At 62.0% G+C, this 24,013-nt stretch carries 26 protein-coding genes; 17 read left to right on the plus strand and 9 right to left on the minus strand.

Annotated features, from left to right (window positions below):
* Position 1 precedes the first annotated feature (1 nt).
* Together AB7245_RS17225 and AB7245_RS17230 are read left to right on the plus strand one after the other, a co-directional pair.
* A complete protein-coding gene (locus AB7245_RS17225; RefSeq protein WP_167768111.1) occupies positions 2 to 1,618 on the plus strand; it encodes an ATP-dependent acyl-CoA ligase in 1,617 nt (538 codons plus the stop codon).
* 2 nt (positions 1,619 to 1,620) lie between these two features.
* On the plus strand, positions 1,621 to 2,349 hold the full coding sequence (locus AB7245_RS17230; protein WP_085401717.1) for an SDR family NAD(P)-dependent oxidoreductase: 729 nt from the start codon (positions 1,621 to 1,623) through the stop codon (positions 2,347 to 2,349).
* 79 nt (positions 2,350 to 2,428) lie between these two features.
* Here AB7245_RS17230 and AB7245_RS17235 read toward each other — a convergent pair whose 3' ends face one another.
* From AB7245_RS17235 to AB7245_RS17250, 4 genes are all read right to left on the minus strand, one after another.
* Positions 2,429 to 2,911, minus strand: coding sequence for a MarR family winged helix-turn-helix transcriptional regulator (locus AB7245_RS17235; RefSeq protein WP_063984247.1), 483 nt, complete (start codon positions 2,909 to 2,911; stop codon positions 2,429 to 2,431).
* On the minus strand, positions 2,911 to 3,405 hold the full coding sequence (locus tag AB7245_RS17240) for a MarR family winged helix-turn-helix transcriptional regulator (protein ID WP_085401716.1): 495 nt from the start codon (positions 3,403 to 3,405) through the stop codon (positions 2,911 to 2,913). Before AB7245_RS17240 ends, AB7245_RS17235 begins: the two co-directional genes overlap by 1 nt.
* A gap of 155 nt (positions 3,406 to 3,560) precedes the next feature.
* Positions 3,561 to 5,126, minus strand: a complete 1,566-nt coding sequence (locus AB7245_RS17245) for an indolepyruvate oxidoreductase subunit beta family protein (protein ID WP_085401715.1) — start codon at positions 5,124 to 5,126, stop codon at positions 3,561 to 3,563.
* Positions 5,123 to 7,282: an indolepyruvate ferredoxin oxidoreductase subunit alpha gene (locus AB7245_RS17250; RefSeq protein WP_135215362.1), complete on the minus strand. Its 2,160-nt coding sequence runs from the start codon at positions 7,280 to 7,282 to the stop codon at positions 5,123 to 5,125. Before AB7245_RS17250 ends, AB7245_RS17245 begins: the two co-directional genes overlap by 4 nt.
* 127 nt (positions 7,283 to 7,409) lie before the next feature.
* Here AB7245_RS17250 and AB7245_RS17255 point away from each other — a divergent pair, with 127 nt between their 5' ends.
* The 5 genes from AB7245_RS17255 to AB7245_RS17275 are packed head-to-tail and all read left to right on the plus strand — an operon-like array spanning position 7,410 to position 11,678.
* Entirely contained in the window at positions 7,410 to 8,426 is a 1,017-nt protein-coding gene (locus tag AB7245_RS17255; protein WP_085401713.1) for a carbon-nitrogen hydrolase family protein, read from the plus strand.
* Positions 8,427 to 8,478: 52 nt separating this feature from the next.
* The gene (locus tag AB7245_RS17260; RefSeq protein ID WP_085401712.1) at positions 8,479 to 9,585 is read left to right on the plus strand and encodes a cupin domain-containing protein; all 1,107 of its coding nucleotides are present in this window, start codon (positions 8,479 to 8,481) and stop codon (positions 9,583 to 9,585) included.
* A 43-nt stretch (positions 9,586 to 9,628) separates the two neighbouring features.
* On the plus strand, positions 9,629 to 10,537 hold the full coding sequence (locus AB7245_RS17265; RefSeq protein ID WP_085401711.1) for a fumarylacetoacetate hydrolase family protein: 909 nt from the start codon (positions 9,629 to 9,631) through the stop codon (positions 10,535 to 10,537).
* Positions 10,537 to 10,974 carry an acyl-CoA thioesterase gene (locus AB7245_RS17270; protein ID WP_085401710.1) on the plus strand — a complete coding sequence of 146 codons (438 nt, stop codon included), beginning with the start codon at positions 10,537 to 10,539 and terminating at the stop codon, positions 10,972 to 10,974. The genes AB7245_RS17265 and AB7245_RS17270 overlap by 1 nt, the downstream gene beginning before the upstream one ends.
* The gene (locus tag AB7245_RS17275) at positions 10,971 to 11,678 is read left to right on the plus strand and encodes a hypothetical protein (protein WP_135215361.1); all 708 of its coding nucleotides are present in this window, start codon (positions 10,971 to 10,973) and stop codon (positions 11,676 to 11,678) included. Before AB7245_RS17270 ends, AB7245_RS17275 begins: the two co-directional genes overlap by 4 nt.
* An 887-nt stretch (positions 11,679 to 12,565) precedes the next feature.
* On the opposite strand, the gene AB7245_RS17280 is transcribed toward AB7245_RS17275, so the two are convergent.
* Complete coding sequence (locus AB7245_RS17280) at positions 12,566 to 12,958, minus strand: hypothetical protein (RefSeq protein WP_063984238.1); 393 nt, start codon at positions 12,956 to 12,958, stop codon at positions 12,566 to 12,568.
* A 271-nt stretch (positions 12,959 to 13,229) separates the two neighbouring features.
* Here AB7245_RS17280 and AB7245_RS17285 point away from each other — a divergent pair, with 271 nt between their 5' ends.
* The 8 genes from AB7245_RS17285 (at position 13,230) to AB7245_RS17320 (ending at position 18,135) form a co-directional block, all read left to right on the plus strand.
* Entirely contained in the window at positions 13,230 to 13,445 is a 216-nt protein-coding gene (locus AB7245_RS17285) for a dodecin family protein (RefSeq protein ID WP_063986511.1), read from the plus strand.
* A 144-nt stretch (positions 13,446 to 13,589) separates the two neighbouring features.
* On the plus strand, positions 13,590 to 13,895 hold the full coding sequence (locus tag AB7245_RS17290; protein ID WP_085401772.1) for a hypothetical protein: 306 nt from the start codon (positions 13,590 to 13,592) through the stop codon (positions 13,893 to 13,895).
* A 147-nt stretch (positions 13,896 to 14,042) separates the two neighbouring features.
* Positions 14,043 to 14,222, plus strand: coding sequence for a hypothetical protein (locus tag AB7245_RS17295; RefSeq protein WP_085401708.1), 180 nt, complete (start codon positions 14,043 to 14,045; stop codon positions 14,220 to 14,222).
* Between the two features lie 151 nt (positions 14,223 to 14,373).
* Positions 14,374 to 15,015 (plus strand): glutathione S-transferase family protein, encoded by a 642-nt coding sequence (locus tag AB7245_RS17300; RefSeq protein ID WP_085401707.1) that lies wholly within the window; start codon positions 14,374 to 14,376, stop codon positions 15,013 to 15,015.
* Positions 15,016 to 15,098: 83 nt separating this feature from the next.
* Positions 15,099 to 15,428 (plus strand): GcrA family cell cycle regulator, encoded by a 330-nt coding sequence (locus AB7245_RS17305; protein WP_085401706.1) that lies wholly within the window; start codon positions 15,099 to 15,101, stop codon positions 15,426 to 15,428.
* Between the two features lie 655 nt (positions 15,429 to 16,083).
* A complete protein-coding gene (locus AB7245_RS17310; protein WP_135217343.1) occupies positions 16,084 to 16,281 on the plus strand; it encodes a hypothetical protein in 198 nt (65 codons plus the stop codon).
* A gap of 17 nt (positions 16,282 to 16,298) precedes the next feature.
* Positions 16,299 to 17,768, plus strand: coding sequence for a DUF692 domain-containing protein (locus AB7245_RS17315; protein ID WP_085401704.1), 1,470 nt, complete (start codon positions 16,299 to 16,301; stop codon positions 17,766 to 17,768).
* Positions 17,769 to 17,802: 34 nt separating this feature from the next.
* Entirely contained in the window at positions 17,803 to 18,135 is a 333-nt protein-coding gene (locus AB7245_RS17320; RefSeq protein ID WP_144030760.1) for a hypothetical protein, read from the plus strand.
* Between the two features lie 116 nt (positions 18,136 to 18,251).
* Here the strand turns inward: AB7245_RS17320 and AB7245_RS17325 are convergent, their stop codons facing one another.
* Positions 18,252 to 19,394 carry a hypothetical protein gene (locus tag AB7245_RS17325; RefSeq protein WP_144030759.1) on the minus strand — a complete coding sequence of 381 codons (1,143 nt, stop codon included), beginning with the start codon at positions 19,392 to 19,394 and terminating at the stop codon, positions 18,252 to 18,254.
* 579 nt (positions 19,395 to 19,973) lie between these two features.
* Here AB7245_RS17325 and AB7245_RS17330 point away from each other — a divergent pair.
* The gene (locus AB7245_RS17330; RefSeq protein ID WP_245328455.1) at positions 19,974 to 20,387 is read left to right on the plus strand and encodes a hypothetical protein; all 414 of its coding nucleotides are present in this window, start codon (positions 19,974 to 19,976) and stop codon (positions 20,385 to 20,387) included.
* 415 nt (positions 20,388 to 20,802) lie between these two features.
* On the opposite strand, the gene AB7245_RS17335 is transcribed toward AB7245_RS17330, so the two are convergent.
* From AB7245_RS17335 to AB7245_RS17345, 3 genes are all read right to left on the minus strand, one after another.
* Positions 20,803 to 21,369 carry a hypothetical protein gene (locus AB7245_RS17335; protein ID WP_085401701.1) on the minus strand — a complete coding sequence of 189 codons (567 nt, stop codon included), beginning with the start codon at positions 21,367 to 21,369 and terminating at the stop codon, positions 20,803 to 20,805.
* Positions 21,370 to 21,396: 27 nt separating this feature from the next.
* Positions 21,397 to 21,765, minus strand: coding sequence for a hypothetical protein (locus AB7245_RS17340; protein WP_201266186.1), 369 nt, complete (start codon positions 21,763 to 21,765; stop codon positions 21,397 to 21,399).
* A gap of 165 nt (positions 21,766 to 21,930) precedes the next feature.
* Complete coding sequence (locus AB7245_RS17345) at positions 21,931 to 22,902, minus strand: alpha/beta hydrolase family protein (RefSeq protein ID WP_439034448.1); 972 nt, start codon at positions 22,900 to 22,902, stop codon at positions 21,931 to 21,933.
* A gap of 120 nt (positions 22,903 to 23,022) precedes the next feature.
* Between AB7245_RS17345 and AB7245_RS17350 the strand changes: the two genes are divergently transcribed.
* Positions 23,023 to 23,832 (plus strand): LytTR family DNA-binding domain-containing protein, encoded by an 810-nt coding sequence (locus tag AB7245_RS17350; protein ID WP_161495844.1) that lies wholly within the window; start codon positions 23,023 to 23,025, stop codon positions 23,830 to 23,832.
* Positions 23,833 to 24,013: the final 181 nt, after the last annotated feature.

Below are 24,013 nucleotides of genomic sequence, written 5' to 3' on the forward strand. Positions count from 1 at the left end.
CTTGACCGCTGCGACCACAGTCTACGCCCGCTTTCGCGAGACCGCCCTTCGCCGGGAGGAGGCGGGCTTCCTCAACGTGCTGCCGGAGACCGCCGATATCTATGGCATCGCGGCAGGCGAGATTTCCTACCGCGCCATGCTCGACCGGGTCGAGCGCTGGCGCTCGGCTTTTGCAAGCCGGGGCTATGGCGAAAGCCACAGGGTCGGGCTGCTGCTCCAGAACAGGCCGGTGTTCGTCGAGCTGTGGTTCGCGCTCAACGCGCTCGGCGTGTCCGTCGTGCCGATCAATCCCGATTTGCGGCTCAGCGAGCTCGAGTACATCATTGCGCATTCCGAGATGAATGCGGCGTTCGTCCTCGCCGAGCGGCGCGACGAGGTCGAGACCGCGGCGCGCCAGGCCGGCCGGCCGATCCCGGTCGTGACTGATCAGGACGACGTTCCCGTACCCCTCGGAGGTGCGCGGCCTTCGACCGCCGGAAACGAGGCGAGCGAATGCGCGCTGCTTTATACGTCTGGGACCACGGGTCAGCCCAAGGGCTGCGTGCTCACCAACACATATTTCCTGCATTCCGGAAACTGGTATCGCGATGTCGGCGGGCTGATCGATCTCAAGCCCGACTGTGAGCGCATGATCACGCCGCTGCCGCTGTTTCACATGAACGCGATGGCGGTGTCGCTGATGGCGATGTTGTCGGTCGGCGGCAGCCTCACCATGCTCGATCGCTTCCATCCGCGTACCTGGTGGGCGTCCGTCCGCGACAGCCGCGCGACCTGTCTGCATTATCTCGGCGTGATGCCCTCGATGCTGATGAGCGCGCCGCAATCGGAGCAGGACCGCGCCCACACCGTGCGCTTCGGCTTCGGCGCCGGCGTCGACAAGCTCCTGCATGCGCCGTTCGAGGAGCGCTTCGGCTTTCCGCTGCTGGAGGCCTGGGCGATGACCGAGACGGGAAGCGGCGGCGTCATCGCCGCCAATATCGAGCCGCGCAAGATCGGCACGAGCTGTTTCGGACGCCCGGGCCCCGAGGTCGACATTCGTATCGTCGACGACAGCGGCAACGACGCGCCGGTCGGGACGCCGGGCGAGCTCCTGGTGCGGCGCGCGGGTGCGGACCCGCGTTACGGTTTCTTCCGCGAGTACCTGAAGAACGAGGCCGCCACCGCCGAGGCGTGGGCCGGCGGGTGGCTGCACACCGGCGATATCGTGTCGCGCGATGCGGACGGCGACCTTCATTTCGTCGACCGCAAGAAGAACGTGATCCGGCGTTCCGGCGAGAACATTGCCGCAGTCGAGGTCGAGTCCGTCCTCAACCGCCATCCCGCAATCAGGCAGGCCGCGGTTGCCGCGACGCCCGATCAGGTGCGCGGCGACGAGGTTGCGGCGGTCATCATCGCCGAGGAGGCCGGTGCCGACCGCGCGCGCGCCGAGGAGATCGTGCGCTGGAGCCTGGAGCAGATGGCCTATTACAAGGCGCCGGGCTGGATCTGTTTCGTCGACAGCCTGCCGTTGACCGCGACCGAGAAGATCCAGCGCGGCGGCCTGAAGGATTTCGTCGCCAGGCTGATGTCTGACGGTGCGTTCTTCGACCTTCGCGACCTCAAGCGGCGGCAGGTTTGATCATGAGCGAGATCCGCACCACACTCATCACCGGCGGCAATTCGGGGATCGGCGAGGCGCTGGCGAAAAGGCTCGTCGAGAGCGGGCAGCGCGTGATCTCGGTCGGGCTGGAGAAGCCGGACTGGACGCATGATCTGCTCGCGGCCTATCGCGCTGATCTCTCCGATATCGAGGAGACGCGCGCGATCGCGCAGGAGATCTGCCGCGATCACGCCGTTGATCGCCTCGTGCACAATGCGGGCGTGATCCTGCCGAACCTGCTGCCCGATGCGAAGCCGGAAGACATTTTGATGCTGGCGCAGCTGCACCTGGGCGCGCCGATGCTGCTGACCCAGGCGGCGCTGGAGGGGATGCGTGCGCGCCGCTTCGGCCGCATCGTGTTCGTCAGCTCGCGAGCCGCGATGGGCGCGGCGACGCGGTCGGCCTATTCGGCGACCAAGGCCGGCGTGCACGGCATGGCGCGGACCTGGGCGCTGGAGCTCGCCGCGAGCGGCATCACCGTGAACGTCGTGGCGCCAGGGCCGATCCTGACCGACAATTTCTGGGGCATCATTCCCAAGGGCTCCGAGCAGCAGGAGCGGATGGCGCGCAACGTGCCGGTCGGGCGGCTCGGCTCGCGCGAGGATGTCGCGCACGCCATCAGTTTCTTCCTCGACGAACGTTCGGACTTCGTCACTGGCCAGGTGCTCTATGTCTGCGGCGGCACCAGCCTCGTCGGCCTTGGCCCGTAGAGCATGATCCGGACCCGGAGGGCCGCGTTAGCGCAAAGTGAAGCGGTTTTCCGAAAAGATCATGCTCCAATAAACAAGATCAGATCTGGTTCTGGCGGATATTCTCGACCATCTTGGCCAGCACGCGCGCACAGACCTCGATGTCGTCGGGCTCGATGCCTTCGATCAGCTTGTCGTAGTTGCTCGCCATGATTGGCCAGATCTTGCGCAGCAGCGCTTCGCCGTCCGGGGTCAGACCCACGACGCGGCGGCGCTGGTCTTCCTCCGCGATCTCGCGCTTGACGAGGCCCGATGACACCATGGACTCGACCATTCGGCTCGCCGTCGACTGCTCGGTCACCGCGAGAACGGCGACCTCGTTGACCGTCAGGGTCTTGTAGATGAACAGGACCGACAGCGTCCGGAACACGACATTGTTGATGCCGTGGTCGCTCAGGTCGCGGTTCTGATCGAGATTCCAGCGATTGGCGAGCCGGTTGAACAGATACGGGATGTAGGTTTGCAGCTGGTCCCGCGTCCTCGGCGGACCCGACTTCCATCTGCTCTTGGATTCTCTGGCCATTATCTCTTGCGACTTTGCTTCTTGCTCTCGGTATGAAGTTTTGAAGAAAGGGATTTCAGTACGGACAGCGCACCGTCCAGCTCCCGGGCCGAAACATTCTCGAGCCGTTTGCCGAGATGCTTCTTGTGGACGTCGGCTGCCTTCCTGAACAACGCTTCGCCCTTTGGCGTCAGGCGCACGATGAAGGAGCGCCGGTCCTCGCTCGACATTTCCCTGCTGATGAGGTCGTCGGCGAGAAGACGCTGCACCAGCCCCGAGACGTTGCCGCCGGTGACTTTCAGATTTTGCGACAACTGCCCGAGCGCGAGGCCATCCCGGTAGCGATCGAGCTGGGCCAGCACGTCGAATTTTGCGAGCGACAGGCCGAACTCGGAGTTCAGCATCGAATTCAGCGACGCGAACAGCTCGCCATGCAGCGACAGCAATTGAAGCCAGAGCCGGGTTTCGATCTGCCCAGGGACGGGAACAATGTTCTCTTTGAGTGCTGCCGGCATTGCATGACCATCGAGTACAAGATGTCTCGTCGATTGGAGGGATTATCGCGGGTCTTTCGCTCCGATTAACAATTTGAGAATCGTAGTCAAGTCGCCTGATCCTGACGTCTTGGGGGGCGAACGGCAATCCACTCCCGCGTTCCCCTCCGATGGAATCATGCAAAAGTCTTGATGGTCTGGATCACGCCGTCGAGCTCCTTGCCGGCGCTGTCCTTCAGCGCGGCCTCGCGCAGGCGGCGCGCCCAATCGGCCGCATCCTCGCGTCGTTCGACCAGCTTGATCGCCGCCAGCGTCTTGTCGAATTTCGACAGCCCGCGGCTGTGGGTATCGGAATAGCCTTTCACGAGGCGTCGGCATTGCAGGATCTCGACACCGAGCTGGTAGTTGGCGGCGACCGCATCGGTTGCGGCCTTGAGCCATCCGTCCCGATGCGCGGTCTCGACCGCGTGACGCAGCGAGCGGCGTCGCAGGCCGCGTAGTCCGGCCACGACGTAGAGGGTCAGGAACCAGGGTAGCGAGTAGGTCCGCACCCGGCGCCCCCGGTTGACGCGGCGATCGAGCCAGCCGAGCAGGCGCGGCCGCGCGCCGAGCCAGCGGCTGAAGCCCGCGGGCAGCACGCCCATGACCTCCTCCATGCGCGGATGCATGAACTCGGTGGTCTGGAGCACCTGTCCCTCGGACATCTCGAGCTCGCTCTCGATGCGCGCGCGGCGACCGGCGCGCGTCTTCAGGTCGGCCACGCGGATGACGTCGTCATAGGTCATGGCGTTGGCGAGATACTTTGCCGCGGCCTCAGTGAAGGCATAGGCGCGCGCACCACCGCCAGCGTTTCGGTCGGCCGTGTGCAACGTCCTGAGAATGTCGAGATACTCGGCGCCATAGGCGACGTCCTGGAAGTCGACCACCTTTTTCAGGCCGGCGCGAGCCATGGCGAGCGGGGGCTCGGGCAGCTCCTGCTTCAGTCTTGCGATGAGCCCGGCAAGATCTGGATCGGGCGTTGCGGGAGAGGGGACGTGATCGGCCTGCTTTGATGGCGCTGATGCCGCGACCTCGGGTGCGCCGGTCTTGACCCGGTCAAAGGCGGCCTCAAACGTCTCGACGCTGGCCTTCGCACCTCTGCCGCCGGCACGGATGACGTCGAGATAGCTGTCACGGCTGAACGGCAGCACAGCGGCCGCCGCGAGCGCACCGAACATCGCGGCCGAGATGACGCTGCCATGCGCGATCGCCAGCGCGTTCAGATCGAAGATGATCTCGGTCTTGGCAGCAACCCCGATGGCGCCGGTGACGGCGCCGCCGTCGGCGATGCCGTTGCCCGGTGCGATCTTCTCGCCGATTGCAAACGACCGGTGGTTGGATGCGATCAACGTGGTGCGATCCGGCGTCACGAGGCCGCGCAGGATCGACCGGCCGGCCTCCATGAACTCCGCCGCCATCACCACGTCGACGTCGCCGGGCGTCGGCATCAACGACAGGATCGGCTTGCGGCCGTCGAGCGGCGGCATCGCCTCGATATAATAGATCGTGGCGCCGGTGCGCTGGGCGACGCCGGGTACCGAGGTCGATTGCGCGACCCAGCCATGGTTCTCGGCCAACTGAACGATCCAGTCGGTCAACACGCCGCCACCCTGGCCACCCATCGCGACGATCGCGATGGAGATCGGCCGCTCGGTCGCCTCGCCGGCGGCGGGGAGGGCCAGCCGGACCGTCTCGTCTCTCATGCCAACGCCTCGAGCGCCGGACGCCGGCGATCACGCCGCCGTTGCAACCAGCTGATCACGGCCATCGCGACCTTGGATTTGAACCTGTCCCAGCCGGTCGGATTGTGAATGACGTCCGCGCGATAGAACGAGGGGCAGAGCACGGCGGCCTCGGAGACCTCGCCGCAATTGCCGCAGCCGACGCAGGAATTGTCGATCGCCGCAACGGGATCGTCGCGCAAGGGGTCGTCCAGCTGCTTCACCGACAGCGACGGGCAACCCGAGAGCCGGATGCAGGCGTGGTCGCCCGTGCAGACGTCCTCGTCGACACCGAAGCGCTCCTTGACGGTGCGTAACCCGTCCTTGATGGCCTTGTTGATCTGCGGCTTCACGCGGCGCTGCTTGTTCAGCATGCATTCGGAGGACGCGACGATGACCTTGGGGCCTTCCTCCTTGGTCGTCAGCGCTTCCTTCAGCGTGTCGCGCATCTTGCCGACGTCATAGGTGCGGTCGAGCTGGCGCACCCACTGGCCGCCGATGCCCTTCACGGCCTTGACGATCGAATTGTTGGTGTCGCGCCGCTTGTTGGTCGCGCGCGACGACAGGATGTCCTGACCGCCGGTCGCCGAGGTGTAGAAATTGTCGACGATGACAAACACGCCGTCGTGCTTGTTGAACACGGCATTGCCGATGCCGCTGGTCAGTCCGTTGTGCCAGAAGCCGCCGTCGCCCATCACCGCGATCGAGCGCTTGTCGGCCTTGACGTTGAAGGCCGAGGTCGAGGCCGGGCCAAGGCCGAAGCCCATGGTGGTCGCGCCGATATTGAAGGGCGGCAGGATCGAGAACAGATGGCAGCCGATGTCGGCCGAGACATGATGCTGGCCGAGCTCTTCCTCGACGAGCTTCATGGCGGCGAAGATCGGCCGCTCCGGGCAGCCGGTGCAGAGCCCGGGAGGGCGCGCCGGCACAACCTGCTTCAGCTTCTCGACCGCGGGGTGATTGAGCACGGGAACGGCGTCCGGCGCCGGCGGCCGGTTGCCGAGCAGCCGCGGCTCGGTCTTCTCCAGGAAGTCCCTGACGCCGCCGAGCAGAACCTGCGCGGTGTAGTCGCCGCCCATCGGCAGCACGTCCTTGCCATGGATGCGCGCCTGGATGTCCCTGCGGCGCAGCACGGTGTTGATCGCCTGCTCCAGATATTCCGGCTGGCCCTCCTCGACGATCAGGACGGCGTCCTTGTCGACGCAGAACTCAGCGACCTCGGTGTCGATCACGGGGTAGGTGACGTTCATGACGTAGAGCGGAACCTGCGTGTTGCCGTAGGCATCCGACAGCCCGAGATATTGCAGCGCGCGGATCACGTTGTTGTACATGCCGCCCTGCATGATGATGCCGACCTTGCCCTGCTTCGGCCCCATCCATTCATTCAGCTTGTTGTCCCGGATGAAGCCGATCGCCGCGGGCATCCGCGTCTTGATCTTCTCCTGCTCGTGCTCATAGGCCGCCGGCGGCAGCACGATGCGGTTGACGTCGCGCCTGGGGTTGTTGAGCGCATCCTTGATGGTATGCGCGGGCTTGACGTTGTCCTTGCAGGCGAAGCTGCCGTGCATGTGACAGGCGCGGACACGAACCTCGAGCATCACGGGCGTGTTCGAGAATTCGGAGAGCTCAAAACCCTTCTCGATCAGATTGACGATGCATTCATGATCGGGGCGGGGATCGAGCAGCCACATCTGCGATTTCATCGCGAAGGCGTGGGTCCGCTCCTGCATGATGGAGGAGCCTTCGCCATAGTCCTCGCCGACGATGATCATGGTGCCGCCGGTGACGCCGCCCGAGGCGAGATTGGCGAGCGCGTCGGAGGCGACATTGGTGCCGACCGTCGACTTCCACGCCACCGCGCCGCGCAGGGGATACATCACCGAGGCCGACAGCATCGCCGCCGCGGCCGCTTCGTTGGCTGAGCTCTGGAACACGACGCCGAGATCGTCGAGCACGTCCTTGGCGTCGGCGAGCACGTCCATCAGGTGCGAGATCGGCGAGCCCTGGTAGCCGCCGACATAGGCGACGCCCGATTGCAGCAGCGCCTTGGTGATGGCGAGGATGCCTTCGCCGCGGAACGTATCGCCATCGCCGAGCCGGAGATCCTCGACTTCGCGAGCAAAAGACCGTTCAGCCATTGCACCCTCCAGAAATATGCGATAGCATACGTTTACATGTGAAGTAAGTCAACGCCGCGCCATGCTATCACGCTTGCGGACCTCTGCTCCTGCAAGGCGATCATGAGCCAGCGACAGGGTAGGGCCAATGCTGAAGCTGCCTCGCTTTAGAGCCGCCGCCGTCCAGGCTTCACCTGTCTATCTCAACCCGGGCGCGACAGCCGACAAGGCAGCTTCACTGGTCCGTGAAGCCGCAGCCAATGGCGCGAAGCTCGTCGCGTTCCCCGAAGTGTTCGTTCCCGGCTATCCCTACTGGAACTGGATCACCGACCCCGTCACGGGCAGCGCATGGTTCGAGAAGCTCGCCAAGGCATCGGTGCTGGTGCCGGGTCCGGAGGTCGATGTCGTCAGGAAAGCCGCGCGCGATACCGGCTGTTACGTCGTGCTCGGCGTGAACGAGCGCAGCCCTGTGTCGCTGGGTGCGATCTACAATACCTTGGTTTTCATCGGGCCGGACGGCGCGGTGCTTGGCAAGCACCGCAAGCTGGTGCCGACCTGGGCGGAGAAGCTGACCTGGACCGGCGGTGACGGATCGAGCCTGCGCGTCTATGATACCGAGATCGGGCGTCTCGGCGGCCTCGCCTGCGGCGAGAACACCAACACGCTCGCGCGCTTTGCGCTGTTGGGTCAGGGTGAGCTCGTGCATGTCGCCAGCTACATCTCGCTTCCGGTCGCGCCGCCCGACTACGACATGGCGGAGGCGATCAAGTTGCGTGCGATCGCCCATTCCTTTGAAGGCAAGATTTTTACGGTCGTCTCCTGCTCGACCGTGTCGGAGGAGATCATCACGGCGATGGAAACGGTCGTCCCCGACGCGCGTGCGCGCCTGCAGCGGAAGTCGAGCGCGTTCTCCGGAATCATCGGACCTGACGGCCGCGTGGTCGGCGATCCCCTGATCGACGATGAAGGCATCGTCTACGCCGACATCGATCTCGACCGCTGCATCCAGCCGAAGCAGATGCATGACATCGTCGGGCACTACAACCGGTTCGATATTTTCGATTTGCGCGTCAACCGACGTCCGCTGGCACCGCTCGGCCTCGCAGACAGTGAGGGCGATGACGCGGGGCAGGGCTTCACGCCGATCCCGCTGAGATCGGAATAGTGGTTGGGCGCGTCGATAAAGCGGCGCCACGAGACAGGACTTGGAGGATAGGATGCGCGAGAACGTCGTCGGCCGGGCCAATGTCGAAGATACCCCCGAGCTCAAGGCCTATTACAAGGACCTCGAAAAGTACGAAGCCGGCGCGCTGTGGACGGTCGCCAACAAGATCGAGCCATGGGCGCCGCAATCGGCGTCGGTTCCCGTGCTCTGGCGCTACGACGATCTGCGCGAGCACGTGCTGCGCTCGGTCGAACTCGTCTCGCCGGAGAAGGCGGGGCGGCGGGTGATCTATCTCAACAATCCAGGCCGCCGCGACGTGTCGGCCGCGGTCGGTTGGCTCTATTCGGGATTGCAGGTGATGCATCCCGGCGAGGTCGCAACAGCGCACGCGCACTCGGCTTCAGCCCTGCGCTTCATCATGGAGGGGTCGGGCGCCTACACCATCGTCGACGGGCACAAGATGACGCTGGGGGCGCGGGATTTCGTGCTCACGCCGAACGGCACCTGGCACGAGCATGGCGTCGAAGCCAACGGCTCGGTGTGCATCTGGCAGGACGGCCTGGACATCCCGCTGGTCAACGCGCTGGAGGCGAATTTTTTCGCGGTCCATCCCAAGGTGCAGCAGGAAGAGTCCGGCTATCCCGTGGACGACATGACCAAGACCTGGGGCAATCCCGGGCTTCGGCCGGCGGATTCGAAATGGTCGAAGGACTATTCCCCCATGTTCAAGTACGAGTGGGAGCCGACCTACGAGTCCTTGCGCAAATATGCCGCCGCGACCGACGGTTCGCCCTATGACGGCATTCTCATGAACTACGTCAATCCGATCACCGGCGGGCACGTGATGCAGACGATCGGCGCGAGCATGCAGTTGCTGCGGCCGGGCGAGAAGACGAAGTCGCACCGGCACACCGGCAGCTTCATTTACCAGGTCGCCAAGGGGCGCGGCTATTCGATCATCGCCGGCAAGCGCTTCGAGTGGCAGGAGCGCGACATCTTCTGCGTTCCCTCCTGGGCCTGGCATGAGCACGGCAATGCCTCGGGCAGCGAGGACGCCTGCCTGTTCTGCTTCAACGATCTGCCCGTCATCGAGAGCCTCGGCTTCTATCGGGAAGAGGCCTATGGCGACAATGCCGGCCACCAGCCGGTCGCCGCCTGACGTCCCCGCACAGAATTCAACCGAAAGAGCCGGATAAAGCTTCATGCGCCTTGTTACCTACACCTTGGGCTCCAGCGGTGCCCGCCTCGGGGTCCTCGTTGACGGATTGGTCGTGGACGTCGAGCACCTCGGTGCGTCGCATGGCTTTGGATGGCCGAGCGACATGCTGTCGTTCATCGACAACAGCGTGACGCTGCTGCCGGCGCTGAAGGAGCGTCTGGACGATGCCGATGGACGCTTGCCGGCCGGCTCCGCCGTTCCGCTCGAGGACGTGAAGCTACAGGCGCCCATCCCGCGGCCCCGCAAGAACATTTTCGGCATCGGGCTGAACTACCGTGCGCATGTGGCGGAGTCCGCCAAGAGCCTGGATACCGACAAGGACCTGCCGAAGCAGCCGGTCGTCTTCTCCAAGCCGCCGACGTCGGTGATCGGCCCGGGCGGCGCTATCCAGCACAATGCGAAGATGACGCAGCAGCTCGACTGGGAAGTCGAGCTCGCCGTCATCATCGGCAAGACCGCAACCCGCATCGCGACCGACAAGGCGATGGACCACGTCTTCGGCTATTCGGTCATGATCGACATCTCCGCGCGCGACAATCGCCGCGCCGGCCAGTGGATCTTCTCCAAGGGCATGGACACCTATGCGCCGTTCGGCCCCTGCATCGTGACCGCGGACGAGATCCCCGACCCGCATGACCTCCGGCTGTGGCTGACGAAGAACGGGGTCATGAAGCAGGACTCCAATACCAAATACATGATCTTCGACATCCCGGTTTTAATTTCCGACATTTCGTCGGGCATGACACTCGAGCCGGGCGACATCATCGCGACCGGAACGCCGGAAGGCGTCGGCGCCGGCAGGACTCCCCAGGAATGGCTGTGGCCGGGTGACGTGGTGGAAGCGGGGGTCGACGGGGTCGGTGTCATCAGGCATCCGGTCGTCGCGATCTGATGACGACGTTCTCGTTCGATCGCGAGCTCAGATTCGGAGACTGCGATCCTTCTGGGATCGCGTACTTCCCGTCTTACCTGAACATCCTCAATGGGGTCGTCGAAGACTTCTGGGCGAGAATTGGATTTCCATGGCCGGAGCTGATCACGGTCCGGAAGATCGGGACACCCACGGTGCATCTGTCCTGCGACTTTTCCCGGCCGTCGATGTTCGGCGATCGCCTGACGTTCAACTTGCATATCAGCCGGGTCGGCGGATCGTCGCTCCATTTGGAGCATGTCGTCTCCGGCGCGAACGGCATGCGCTGGCGCGCCCGCCAGATCCTGGCCGCGACGTCGCTGGTGGATCACCATGCGATCCCGTGGCCGGATGACATTCGCGCCGTGCTGATGGCGCATGTGAGCGCGGGCGAGGGCGCTGAGGCAACGCCCGCATGATCTCGCTGTTCATGACATTCTCCGATCCGGCAGGCGAACGGCGAATTCATCCCGACGAGGTCGTCGCCGCAGCGGAGCTGGTCGGATCGATCCCCGATATGACCGAGGGCTTGCTGTTCACGCCGCTCGAACAGTCGGTCGATCATCCCTACAAGGCCGATGGCTCCGGCCCGGTGTTTGCGCTTCAACTCCGGTTTCCGGACCTGCTCGCCTGCGAGGCGGCAATGGACCGCGGTGGCATCCTTGCCGGTCTCGCGACGGGGGCCGGACTGGCGAGCCTCACCGGCTTGGACGTCACGCATCAGGTCATGCTGACGCGCGCGTTTCCCGTCGATGTCGCCGAACATCTGGCAGGCACGACCACTCCGTGCAGCTACCTCGTGCACTATCCCGGCCCGGCGGAGGACATGAACGCCTGGAACCTGCACTATCTCGAGCATCATCCATCGATCATGCGAACCTTCCCTGATGTTCGCCAGATCGAGATCTACACCCGGATCGATTGGGTCGACCGGCTGCCGTCGCAGCGCGTCGAGCACATGCAGCGCAACAAGCTAGTGTTCGACAGCCCGCAAGCCCTCGCGCACGCGCTCGGCTCCGACGTGATCCAGCGCATGCGCGCAGACTTCGTCCAGTTCCCGCCATTCGCAGGCGGCAACAAGCATTTTCCGATGCTGACGCGGGTGGTGCGGCCGAAGCGCTAGAGCCGAGAGCGTGAAAACGATGGCGTGAGCCGTGAATTGAGATGGATCGCCAGATGTCCGCTTTGGCCGTCAGATCGCGCCGGACTCGCTATGCCGGTAGCCTTTGTAAACACCCCAAGGTTGCGACGAAATTACCCAGCAATCTTAGCGCCTGTTCGTGTGAATTCTGCTATCATCGCAACGTGGGGCGACTCTGATGCGGGGATTGTCATGCCTCCAGGGAGGGACCGACCATGACTACGATAGCGAAACCATTTGCTCTCGTCGCCCTGGTTGCGACCATGAGTGTCGGAGCACTTGCGCTCAGCATCGCCTCTGCCTCAGCGCAATCGCCTGCAGCATACAAGAACTACTGCATCACCAGGATCAAGTGTAACAACGGCTTTCTATGGAAGTGCAACCGTTGTGACGGCCGCTATTCATGGCGGCAGGGGTGCCGTCCCACCTTTAAGGCGTGCTGACACTGACGTAGTTCGTAGGATGGGTAGAGCGAAGCGAAACCCATCAAACCTGATCCTCGCAACGGCATCGAGCTAAAGAATGACACGGGCGCTGCATCGGCGTGCCGGGGGCGATGGGTTTCGCAAGAGCTCTACCCATCCTGCATCTTGGCGCAAGCGACGCCGGTTTCGGCACGGCCCTCTATTCGACACGATGGGGCGCGATTCCGAGTCTTGCCATCGCCTCCCGCTCAGCGCCACGCGAGCTCTTAGGATTGCAGCCGTCACCAACAGAGGCATAGCGACCGTGGTCACCGAGCGGGTTTGCCGGCATCGACGGTTGACGTCCGCTTTGGGGCAGATGCTGACAACAGCCGCGGCCCGCCTTGTCGGCGATGAGCCCATTTGCAGATTTTCGGCGTCGTGGGCGATGGCGATCCCTGCGAACTATGGGGACGGCAAATCGAGGCCGTTGGGTAGCCTGATCCAAAGAACGGTTTGCTCGTCTGGGGAATGACGAGACAGATGGCCCTTTCCGTGTGTGTCCTCCACCAACACGAACTCGCCCGCAGAGACGTGCCGCACCTCGCCGTCGCTCGTCTCGTATTCGACCGCGCCAGTCAGTCTCACAGTCAATACCCGCGCGGGAACGGTGTGCCAATCGACCTGTCGCATACCGGCAGGAATTTGAGTAACCTCCATGCTTGACGCGGGGTAGCGCTGGGACACCTGAAACGGCTTGGCACCGGGAGCGACGGTCAGCTTTGCCGTCATGGGGATTTCCACCTCACCGAAGTGAGATTCACCGTCCGGCGTTGCGTATATCCGAAGACACTTCATCGGCTGTCACCTTTGGCTCGCCAGCAAGAACAAGACCACCCTACCATGACCGCGGCGAGGGTGATCACGGCTCTGATGGGATGGTCCGCTACGGGCGACGGCCTGCTTCGGGCCAAAAGCCGCCATCCCCGCCAAATGCGGTTTGTCCTTATCGGGCCCCCGGGCGGCGTCCGAGACCGTATCGCGTCGTATCAGCGCCGACATCCTGATGCTAGATTTCACAACGGCGGGGAGCAGCTGCTTCCTGCTTCAGACCGAACAGGAGGACGATATGCCTGATAGCGTCTACAAGGTCATTGAACTGATCGGTACCAGCAGTGACTCATGGGAGAAGGCGGCCGCCAATGCGGTCGGGCAAGCTGCAAAAACTCTCCGTGATCTTCGCATTGCAGAGGTCGTCAAGCTCGATATGCAACTGGATGAGAAGGGAAACGTCGAGTCCTATCGCGCCAAGCTCAACGTCTCGTTCAAGTTCGAGGGGTCCTGAGCCTCGGCACCTCGCCCCCGCTTGCGGGGCGAGGTTGGCTCGCTGGAGAAAGGCGCGCGGCCGTTCGGGAAGCAGCGCTCTGGTCCAACCGGGACCCGGTATGCTTTGATGCGTGGGGCGGGAACTGTAACGCGCGGTGACCTCATGTACATCGTCATTCGCAAGTACACCAAGGTTCGTTCGGTCGCGGACGCTGCTCGTCGCGCCAAGAGCGGCGTCGGTCAGATCCTGAAGCAATCGCCCGGATTCAGATCTTACTACGTGCTGGATGGGGGCGACGGCGTTGGTGTCGCCGTGATGATATTCGAGGACCGCGAAAGCGCCAATGCAGCGAACGCCAGGATAATGGAGTTTATTCAAGCAAGTCTGCATGACCTCGATCTTGGGGATCCCGAAATCACTGCCGGCGAAGTGCTGGTAAATATAGAACCTGATGCGTCCTCGGCATGAAGTACTCGTAAACGTCGCCAGTTGCGTGGGGTGCCGGCCCCTGCCACTGCTGTGGATCTGATCGCCGTCGCGCAGGGGCGATCGCGTCCTGGACATCCGGATGTCGTCGGTCAGGAATATTCGACATGGTTTTCGAGGAGTAACAACATGAGGCAACACGATTTCGAAGCATTTTTCATCACAGCGACCGTCTGGACGCCGCTCGTAGCTATGGGCACCGCGATGCCGCCCCGAGATCCTGATGAAGACGAGGAGGACGAAGAGGGCGACGACGACGAGGATGAAGCCGACGAGCCGGCAGTCGTCCGCGAGCCGGATGAAGACTAGGCCGTGAACCCATAAAGCGAGGAGGACCGGCGCTGCATGATGCCGAGTATTCGACGAACCTTGTGCATATCGTGTCAGAGCGATAGCAGCAGGTGTGGAAATCTCGCTCCTGCGAATTAAGGCACTTAAGCCAACGTAAGGACGCTCAAGTATGCTCACCGTCTATGGCGAAGGTCGTGGGTTCCGTGTCGTTTGGCTGCTCGAGGAATTGGGGGTGGCTTATCGGCTACGCCCGGTCGATCTGTTCGCTATCGAGAATGATCCCGATTTTCTTGCGATCAACCCCGCCGGCTTTATCCCGGCGCTGCTGGACGGCGAGATGATCATGGTCGAGTCGATCGCGATCCTCGAATACCTGCTCGCCCGCCACGGCCCGAGCCCGCTCGCCGTCGCCCCGGATGATCCGGCTTTCGCCGCCTATCTGCAATTCCTCCATTTGGGAGAGGCCGGGCTCGCTGGACCAATGAACGCCGTCATCGTCGGTCGCGCATTCGCCCCCGCAGAAGAGCGAAACGCCCGGGTCACAATCTGGGCACTGGAGACCTTTCATAGCCGGCTGGGATTGGTCATCCAGCGTCTCGCAAATCGTCCATTTCTCGCCGGTGACCGGTTCACTGCTGCTGACATTTCAGTGAGCTACGCACTCCTGCTTGGTCTGCGAACCAGCAACTATACCCCGGGTTCAGTCGAGCGTGCCTATCTCGCCCGTACGACGACACGCCCCGCCTACGCCCGGGCGATGGAAATCTGCCAAGCCACCAAGGCTTGGGCGGAGAGATCACCGGCGTTGTAGAGCCAGGTCGTGAATCCATAGAAGGGATTCCCGCGAGCGGCCTGGACTAGCCAGTGTCGGTCAGTCCGCGCTATAATCTCTCCATGGGCTGGGATGCGAAAGACGTAGCGCTGCTCAAAAGGCTCTGGGCCGCAGGACAGAGCGCGGCACAGATTGCGCGCCGTCTCGGGTGTAGCCGTAACGCGGTCTGCGGGATGCTAACCCGTTCGGGCTTGAAGCGTGGCCACAAGCCGCCAACAGCAAGACCCAAGATAAGGCCGCCCCCGAAGCCAAGGCCGGCGTCGTCGGCCGCCCTGGTACGTCGAGTAGAGAAGAAGGTGTCGCGAAGCACCGCAGAGAGGCAGCAGCCCAAGGAATTCAGCAAGCAGCAGCTGTACGCCATTCTAGCTGAGGCGGTCAGGAACACTGGCTAAGCGCTAACCACGACGGGCGTTACGCTCCGCGTCCGTGTCCTGGTCCAACTCGAACGGTTCGGCTGTCGTGACCATTCCCCAAGCCTTGGTCTGCTTCGGGTCAATCGCGTCGGTTTGGTTCTCCCGTGACGACTTCCGGTCAGCCCCAGTCAGCGGACATCTTTAGTACCCCTCGCCAGGTCTCAAACGGGCCAGAAGCGGACCTCCCACTCCGGCTCCCGCAAAAAAGTTGAATATCCGGTCTCTCTTTTCGCCGTCTCAGGGCATTGACGATACGCCCATCGTCGGGGCTCGATCGGCGTCGAGCGAGCGGAGGAGACGAGATTGGACCTTTGTCGCGAGGCTCCAACCCAGCCGGTTACCCGACCAAGCTGCTCGCAGCTACCGGACCAATCGACAACTTTCCGGGTAGAATCCTCCTCTACTGATGTTCGCGCCTTCGGGGCGCACGGCCAAGAGCCGACATAGATCGGGAGAACGCGAGAAAGGACGTCGAATCCACCCGTGGCCGGATCAACGACTTATTTCAGGCCCTATGAGCTACTTCACATTCCAATGTCGGAAATGGCGTACGCTCGTTAATGGTTAACCGGACTAGCAGCTCTACCTTGGCTGGTTAGCGTTAGCCTCGACTAGATCATTCATGGAGGAACACATGAAGAGAATTACAGTACGTGTCCACGAGCACCTCAACCTGGAACAAAGTCAGAAAGTCTTGGCGTCGGTGCTGGGAAGGGCCGGGCATCCCACGTGCTACTCGGGTATCAACATCAGTTTTGAGAATGCCGTAAATCCGGCTGACACCATCATGATTGTGGAGAAGGGCAGCCAAAAAGTTATTGAGGTTGGCTAGGGCCATAGATCCCTCCCATGACATTTGAACCACCCCGGCTCGGCCCAGGCGCGATCTATTTGCGTTCGCTTGATGGCTTGTTCCGGTCACACGCCGATCTGATCAAGGTAGCGGAGATCGAGCCACAGAGTCTGTGGACGAAAGGTACTGCGCCCGGCTCGCTGCCGCGAGGCAGCCCGGGAGAGCTGCGCCATCTTCAAGCGCTGCCGCAAACCATTTTGACGCACGGAGTCGGTTGCCCGATCGGCGGAACGATCTGTGATCAAGCACGCCAAGTGCCGCAGTTTCGCGCTTGGACCGAAGCGCTGAATGCTCCGTGGACAAGCGAACATCTCAGCATTTTTCATGTGCGTGGCCCAAGCGGAGAACAGCCCTGCGGCTTCCTCATGCCTCCGCTGCAGACTGAGGCGGGAGTGAGCCTTGCCGCCAGGAACATCACGCGCCGCGCGGCCGCATTGGGAAAGCCGTTTGCATTTGAGACCGGCGTCAATTACTTCGCTCCGCGATCGTGCGAGATGCCGGACGGGGAGTTCTTCAGGGCAGTGGCCGAAGCTGCGGACTGCGGGATCCTGCTCGACCTGACCAACCTATGGGCGAACCATAAGAACGGTCGTGCTGAGATACACGACGTGCTGGTGCGCTTGCCTTTTGAACGCGTGTGGGAGGTGCATCTCGCGGGCTTGGAGTTTGCACACGGCCACTGGCTGGACGCGCATTCGAATGGAATCGACGATGAGTTAGTCGATATTGCATCTGACGTTGTTGCTGACTTGCCTAACCTCGGCGCGATCATCTTCGAAATCGCGCCCGACCGGATTGACCGATTCGGCGAGAGAAATCTGCTTCTGGAGATGGAAAAGGTGCATCTTCTCTGGGACAGGGCTCGAGGTGCGGCCCGATGCACGTCAAACACGAAAGTATCGGCTCGGCAGGCGCTTGCGGAGCCCGCCACGCTCTCGCCGGAAGATTGGGAACGGATGCTCGCGAACCGGATGCTGCAATCGGGAGGCCCGTTGCCTGTGAGTACGGAACAACTGGAACTGAGAAGATCGGATGAGCGGGCGTTTTCGCTTTACCTGCAACTCGTTGCTTCGTTCCGCAGAGGCGCCGTTGCAGAACTGATGGAGAATACGACACGATTACTTCTGCTCGGGATGGGAGAGTCGGAGCTTCGTTGGCTTATGGACCGATATGTCGCAGCGACCCCGCCGGTGGCTTTCCCGACCGATGAAGCTCTGAGTTTCCGGCGGTTCCTTGAAGAAAACCCGCTCGCAATTCCGGGGCTTGAAGACCTCTCGAAATTCGAATCGACACTGATTGCTGCTGCGGCGGACGGTGGGTCGATGCAGGTGGAACTCTCGAAGGATATCGATGCGATGCTCGACGAAATCGCAATGGGAAGATTGCCGGGGCCCTCGACGGACCGTCCCGGCACGGTGCTCGAAATCGCGGTGGACCCGGTGCCGGTCGTGCGAATGATTCACTAAGGAGAAGGTCGTCGCGATTGATGAACTCCACCTGGTGGTCAAGGCCTGGGCGACCATGCAGGAATTATTGCGCAACGCCGAATTGAAACCAGCGGGACATTTCGCCGAACGCCTTCGCTTCACGATTTGGCCCATGGTGCCGATCTCCGCGCCGATGCTGCGATGCCACGCCATTCGAGCAGGTGCTGAACAGCCATTGGTAGCAAAGCTGTTTACGGTGACGGAACGTTCGCGGCGTTGGAAATGCGATATCTTGCGTCAAGGTAGCAGCCTGCGGCCGGCGCGATCCTACGTTCCTGGGAAGAGCCTTGTCGATCGATGGACGCAAATGACGGCTATGGGTCAAAATGCGAAGAACTCAGAGTGAGCAAAGTCAGTCCGCTCTACCCCACCAAGCGGACCTCAATGAAAGGTGTCGCCACTTCGCTGATGGGCCAATAGTCGACATCGGTCGAATTGCGGTCAGCTCAATCTGGCGTCCGCTCAGTTCAATGTTTCCGACAGGACTTTTGCCTTGATCGAGTCGGGTGATCCGTGTGGTTGCTCCACCCAGGTAAAGGCGATATGGGAGCCGCCGGAGTTGTCCACCATCGGCGAGGCAGACATCTGGCCGCCGACATCGGTGGTGCCGACCTGCCTGACGCCACTTAGGGCCAGGAAGTCCGGTGGACCGCCCGCCACCACGACGATGGCGGCCATCACCCTGGTGCCGAACTTGCCCGTCGTAGCCACCGGCTTTTGGGTCCACGTCACGACAGAGCCGCCGTGGGGCAAAGCCTTCACGAGCGGTTCGAAATTGACCATGTCGTCACCGCTAACGGTCACACCGAGGGAAGTACCGTCCCGAACGAACAGCTCTGCCGTGAGCTTTTGCCCCTCAATACTGTTGATACCACCTAGAACGCTTATGAACTCCCTCGGATCTTCGATGTTCCCCCCGAAGGTGGCTGGCGCGATTTCGCCGACGCCAGGGCCCCTCGGTGCGATCTCCGGCCCCGACTTCTTTCCGTCAAAGTTGAACAGCTGAAAGCGGCTGCGGAAGATTCCATTCTCGCCACCCTTCCACGCGATTGCGAAGGTGACGTCGTCTAGCCCGGCCCCGGCAAACGCCACGACGGAGGGAGCGAAATGGGATCCCGAGGAACTGTTGACGGCAATCTCGGGGCCGACCCTTCCACCGTCCTCGCTGTTGAAAATAGCCGCGCGCACTTGAGGATCGGGCAGTGCCGCCACCCAACTGATGACGAAATTCCCATCCAGAGTGGACGCGACCGCAGGCGCTCGCATCCGCGTGAGATCGGCGGCAACATGGTTGTTGCTGACGACACTTTCAGGGCCGGCTTTTCTTCCGTCGAGACCAAACCTCTGGAACACCAGCTTTGCAGGTGGGAACGCGACCCATGCGACGACAAAGCCGCTCCGTATCCGCTCGACCGTGATCAAGCCGAAGATTCCCGGCGTCGTGTTAACCTGAAATTCGGCCCGCTTGTTGCCCGCGAGGTCGAACCTTGCTCCACGCAGGTTCTGGTCGCCAGGTTCGGTCCATACGACGACGAACTCCGACCCGAGCCCCACTACGGCCGGCCGGCCGCTCCCGTGCTTGGTGGTGACGAGGATTTCATCCATTTGCATCTCCATCGGTGGGGGGCCTTGGAGGCCGACATGCCGTCCGCTCACGTCTTTCGGAAATGTATTGGAAATTTAACGGGATCCCCGATTCGTCTGGCGCGGTGCGCGTCGAGGGTGGGCGGGCTTCTTGTCAGGCATGACTAGTCTCCGCTGTAGAGACCGTTACCACGCGCCGAACTCTACGCTGGTGAACTAGTTCACATAACGCGAAAGCGATTCTTGCCGTCTGAATATCCCAAGTGGGCCCGGATCAAAACGTCCAGGACATAAAATGACGCAAGTACAAACCATGGCGCCAATGTCCGTTGTGGGTCAAAAGCAGCAGTGGGCGCCAAGCTGTATCGGCGTCCGGTTTGCCCCTGACAGCCGACATGACACGCGCTCAATTGACCTTCGGCTGAGGGCCATAAGCGAGCGCGGCAAAACATGCCAGCGCATGCTCCGGCAAATGCTATTGGTCCATGCCTGGGCGGGGTTAACGCTGCGCCGGCGAGCCAGAAAGTCCTTGACGCAACAGAACACCACGGATTTGGATCGGTCGGAAGACCTTGATTGGACGATGGACGGAGCCGACCCGTGGGATTTTTGCTGAGAATTATGCTCGTAACCGCTCTCGTGAACCTTGCTCCAGCCGTCGCCCAGGCGCCGAAGAAAGCCGTCGCTTCTCCTGCCTTGCAGAAGGAATTCGATGGCTTCATCGAGAAGTTTCGCGCGGCGCTGAGGACAAACGATTCCGCCGCCGTCGCCGGTATGACACGATTGCCGTTCATGAACGACAGCGCAATTCGCGACGCCGCGCAATTTCGCGCCAAGACCTATCCGACCTCGTTCACGCCGAAAAATCGCGCGTGTGTCCAGCGCGGCAAGGCCGTCTACGATCGCGATCAAGAGAACAATGACAATTACTTCGTCTTCTGCGGCGAGCTCATCTTCGTCTTTACCAAGACGCCGGCGGGGTTCCTTTTTACGGACGTCGGCGCGAATGACTGATCAGGCAACAATGCTATCCACTGCCGTCGGACGTATGATCGGTCGCGTCGCTCAGCGACATATTGGATGCAGCAACCTAGGCGATGGGCCGACTCATCAACGGAAAGACTCGCCGCGAGCAGAACGAGTCGGCTCAGCCCCCCATTAACGGACATGCATACGGACAGCGGCGACTTCGCCTTCGGGGCACACCCGGAAGAACTCGGGCTGAGCATATCAAGTCTGCTTCACCCCCAAGGAGCGGACATCTAGCGGACATCTAGCGGACATGCCGGGTCGACCGCTTGGGGCCACAAGCGGACCATCTGACCCAAATTACGAACAGAAGAAGAGCCCAGCTGTGGTGGGCTGGGCTCTCGTTCAGCGATTGATGGCCGCCTCAACAACCATCTTTACGGCGACATCGGGTTCAGGATCATTTGATTTCCCAGGACGTGTTGTGCGGGATGTCCATCGCAAAATAATCGCCAGAGCCAGCCAGCGCAGGCATAGCTATGCACGCAAATGGTTCGCTTCCGGTGATGCCCTTATACTTACCGGTGCCGCCGGTGATGATATGCGTTCCACAATCCATCTTCGGCTGGGCCTTGTCGAGGTCTCGAGTATCGAAGGTCGAGAAAATCTTGTCGCCGTCGCTGTCGGCGAGCACGCAAGCGCCGTCAATGTATTTCTTGTCTCCGGACGCGACGTTCAGCGCCACGCAGCGTGCTGACATCTTGTCCAGCATCTTCTCTCCCTTCATGTTTTGAGTGGTCCCGACCGCCTCCAGCGTAGTGGCCTTGCCGAGTTCGGCGGTGTCAATGCTCATCAAGGGCCGAAAAATAAAGTGCGTCACATAAGGAGTAGTCCCCTTCTTTTCAATCGGCTCTCCCGCGACAGCCGCGGGGGCAAAGGACACGAGCGCAGCAGCAAAAGCCGCTGCTTTGGTGAGTCTCATCGCTGCGGTGACTGTGGGGACTATGCGCACGTTGATGGAGTTCATGAGTGCCTCCTTAGATCAAGCGGCGGTTCAGGTCTCCGCCGTGAACTGCCGCGAGTTGAAATCGACCTGCGTATGCTTTCTCCTGTCAAATCGAGTTTGCACGCCGGCGCCGAGCGTCAACGTGATCATGCTTTCTTGATGCTTCGCCTTGGACTGACGAAGTATGTGGGGATGGTGGCTCCAATCATCGGTTTTGACCTCAATACAAGGCTCGACCGAACGACCTGGAATATTAGCATAATAGCATGGAACGCGGCGAACGTCAGCGTCATGCCCGGAATACGCAGCGCGCACCGTCAGCTGTCCTGACCGAATGCGCTGCGAAAAATGCAATTCTCCTGTTGTTCGGATGAAGCACGGGGCGCATGGGTGCAGCGACTCTGTGCCGCTCTTCATGCTTTGCGTCGTTCCGCTTGCAACTCAGGAGGTGAGCATTGAGTCACGTCGATTTCCACAGCCACCAATATCCGTAATGTCCGCTTCGGGTCACAAGGGGACGTTCGCTCTGAGCGCGGGAATATCAACTAACGGCCAAGAACGGACATCCCACTTCAAAACCTGCTACTGCAGCGTCCGCTTGAAGAAGGCGACGATGTCGTGATCGAAGCGCTCATGAAACGCAGCGCGGTCGAAGCCCGGCTTGCTTGTGCAGATTGCCGGCATGCGGGTTGCCAGGTCCGCAGAGCACGGCTTCAGAAAGTCGTAGTGCCCGGCGTCAGCCACGACGTGCGTCTCGGGTGGTGTCGGCAACGCGAGCCGAACGGCTTCCGCATAATAGGGGTGTGGTAGCACTTGATCATCCTCGGCCCGCCAGAGCTGTACCGGCTGGAGGACCGCCGCCAGACCGTTGGTCCCGAAGGCAAAACCGAGAGCGGGCGCGGCGGAGACCACCGCCTTGATTCGCGGATCGTGGGTCCAGACGATATCGCTATCCGGCAGCAACGGGGGCTCTTCCATGATCTGACAGTCTTCGAAGGCGGGATGCGCCTTGCAGTGACTCGGAAGGGTCCGAAGGTCCGGCTCGCCGCCGGCGGCCGCCAGCACCGTCAAGCCGCCAGCCGAGAAGCCGAACGCGCCAACGCGATTGGCATCGAGGCGGGCGTGGTCGCTCCACGCGCCCAGCATGTAATCCGTGAGCAGCTTCAATTGCCGTGGCCGTTCCCAGATTGCGGTAGGACGGCTTTGGTCGCGCCAGCTATCGCCATTGTGCGTAAGAGCGGCGACGACGAACCCTGCATTGGCCAGGGCCGTGGCGGTGTCGAGGTGCCCGGCATAGGAGCCTCCGTGACCGTGCGATATGACCACCAGCGGAAGACCGGTGCCCTCAACCGGCGCGTCGCGGGCGACCATCTGTTGATCGGACTCGACCGCCTCCGGCTTCGGGGTCATCGTGGTCGGATACCAGACGCCCACCTCGATAGGTGGGCCTTGCGGATCGTCGATGCTGAAATGCCGGAACCCGACCGCGGCGTCGGCCTGGCCGGCGGTGACTGCGATGAGTACGGCGAAAAAATATGCAATCGTGTAGCGCATGGGAACCTCTCGGCGAGTGGGACGCCAAGGATCCAGCAAACGGCACAGGCCTGCGCCAGCACTTGTTCGCCAACGGGCGAATGGGTTCGCCGGCGGGCAAACCGCCACTATAATGGCCTTATGAGCGAAGCGCGTCGGAGTGACTTTCTGCGGGATTGGGCCGTTGACCTCGCGATCGCGAGCGTCTGCGCCATCTTTTTCGGCCTGATCGGACCGTTTGGTAGCTATCTGAACGGACCGACCTGGCAGCGCGTGGTGTTTCAACTCGCCTGCTTCTTACCCGGAATCCTGCTTTTCGGATCGCTCATCCGGGTGGTGCTGCGGCTCCGCCTGAACCCGGCAATGACCTGGATGTCGATCTTTCTCGGCGTCGTCATCCTGAACGCGCCATTCCAGATCTGGGTCGCGTCGATCGCCGTATCGATATGGCCCTTCCTGAAAATCTTGCGACCGCTCGATTGGTACTTGCAGGGGCTGATCACCGCCTTGCCGATTGTGCTCGGTTTCACCCTTCTTATGCAGGCCCGGTTACATCGCCGGCAACAGGCCAAGGAAGCCGGCGAAGCGCCGCCAACCGCTTTCGGGCTACTCGGTGCGCCACCTTCCGCGGTGCTTTGCCTGCAGATGGAGGACCACTATGTGCGCGTCCATACCGCCGGCAACTCTCGCCTTGTACTGGCAACGCTCAACCAGGCGATGATGGCGCTCGAAAATGCCGATGGCCTGCAGGTACATCGCTCCTGGTGGGTCGCGAGGAAGGCGGTCGTGCGGGCCGTTACCGAGGGTCGCAATCTGCGACTGCAACTCGTCAATGGAATCACGGCCCCGGTCGCCCGGTCAGCCGTCGCCATCGTGCGGGAGGCGGGCTGGTTGACGAACGAGAGCTCGACGGGGGGCCGCAGCCCCGAAACAGAAATATTGCCCCTATGACGGAGGCCATGTCCGTTGTGGGTCAAAAGCTGGCGGTCGGCAGCAGCGTGGCAACGTCGGTTGGGGGCCAATAACGGAAGTGAGCGGCTACACTGCTTTGATCGCAGACGCGAGATAGGGCGGAGGCGAGAGTTGCGGTCAGCCACGAGTCCGACCACATTAACGCCGTCGAGCCCGCAGC

The sequence above is a fragment of the Bradyrhizobium sp. 604_D8_N2_3 genome (assembly GCF_051810765.1).
Taxonomy (GTDB): Bacteria; Pseudomonadota; Alphaproteobacteria; order Rhizobiales; family Xanthobacteraceae; genus Bradyrhizobium; species Bradyrhizobium barranii.

Bases quoted from the DNA above. Each gene is read 5' to 3' on its own strand.
- AB7245_RS17230 (WP_085401717.1), top strand. From the start codon at position 1,621: ATGAGCGAGATCCGCACCACACTCATCACCGGCGGCAATTCGGGGATC.
- AB7245_RS17235 (WP_063984247.1), bottom strand. From the start codon at position 2,911: ATGGCCAGAGAATCCAAGAGCAGATGGAAGTCGGGTCCGCCGAGGACG.
- AB7245_RS17240 (WP_085401716.1), bottom strand. From the start codon at position 3,405: ATGCCGGCAGCACTCAAAGAGAACATTGTTCCCGTCCCTGGGCAGATC.
- AB7245_RS17245 (WP_085401715.1), bottom strand. From the start codon at position 5,126: ATGAGAGACGAGACGGTCCGGCTGGCCCTCCCCGCCGCCGGCGAGGCG.
- AB7245_RS17250 (WP_135215362.1), bottom strand. From the start codon at position 7,282: ATGGCTGAACGGTCTTTTGCTCGCGAAGTCGAGGATCTCCGGCTCGGC.
- AB7245_RS17255 (WP_085401713.1), top strand. From the start codon at position 7,410: ATGCTGAAGCTGCCTCGCTTTAGAGCCGCCGCCGTCCAGGCTTCACCT.
- AB7245_RS17260 (WP_085401712.1), top strand. From the start codon at position 8,479: ATGCGCGAGAACGTCGTCGGCCGGGCCAATGTCGAAGATACCCCCGAG.
- AB7245_RS17265 (WP_085401711.1), top strand. From the start codon at position 9,629: ATGCGCCTTGTTACCTACACCTTGGGCTCCAGCGGTGCCCGCCTCGGG.
- AB7245_RS17270 (WP_085401710.1), top strand. From the start codon at position 10,537: ATGACGACGTTCTCGTTCGATCGCGAGCTCAGATTCGGAGACTGCGAT.
- AB7245_RS17275 (WP_135215361.1), top strand. From the start codon at position 10,971: ATGATCTCGCTGTTCATGACATTCTCCGATCCGGCAGGCGAACGGCGA.
- AB7245_RS17280 (WP_063984238.1), bottom strand. From the start codon at position 12,958: ATGAAGTGTCTTCGGATATACGCAACGCCGGACGGTGAATCTCACTTC.
- AB7245_RS17285 (WP_063986511.1), top strand. From the start codon at position 13,230: ATGCCTGATAGCGTCTACAAGGTCATTGAACTGATCGGTACCAGCAGT.
- AB7245_RS17290 (WP_085401772.1), top strand. From the start codon at position 13,590: ATGTACATCGTCATTCGCAAGTACACCAAGGTTCGTTCGGTCGCGGAC.
- AB7245_RS17295 (WP_085401708.1), top strand. From the start codon at position 14,043: ATGAGGCAACACGATTTCGAAGCATTTTTCATCACAGCGACCGTCTGG.
- AB7245_RS17300 (WP_085401707.1), top strand. From the start codon at position 14,374: ATGCTCACCGTCTATGGCGAAGGTCGTGGGTTCCGTGTCGTTTGGCTG.
- AB7245_RS17305 (WP_085401706.1), top strand. From the start codon at position 15,099: ATGGGCTGGGATGCGAAAGACGTAGCGCTGCTCAAAAGGCTCTGGGCC.
- AB7245_RS17310 (WP_135217343.1), top strand. From the start codon at position 16,084: ATGAAGAGAATTACAGTACGTGTCCACGAGCACCTCAACCTGGAACAA.
- AB7245_RS17315 (WP_085401704.1), top strand. From the start codon at position 16,299: ATGACATTTGAACCACCCCGGCTCGGCCCAGGCGCGATCTATTTGCGT.
- AB7245_RS17325 (WP_144030759.1), bottom strand. From the start codon at position 19,394: ATGGATGAAATCCTCGTCACCACCAAGCACGGGAGCGGCCGGCCGGCC.
- AB7245_RS17335 (WP_085401701.1), bottom strand. From the start codon at position 21,369: ATGAACTCCATCAACGTGCGCATAGTCCCCACAGTCACCGCAGCGATG.
- AB7245_RS17340 (WP_201266186.1), bottom strand. From the start codon at position 21,765: ATGAAGAGCGGCACAGAGTCGCTGCACCCATGCGCCCCGTGCTTCATC.
- AB7245_RS17345 (WP_439034448.1), bottom strand. From the start codon at position 22,902: ATGCGCTACACGATTGCATATTTTTTCGCCGTACTCATCGCAGTCACC.
- AB7245_RS17350 (WP_161495844.1), top strand. From the start codon at position 23,023: ATGAGCGAAGCGCGTCGGAGTGACTTTCTGCGGGATTGGGCCGTTGAC.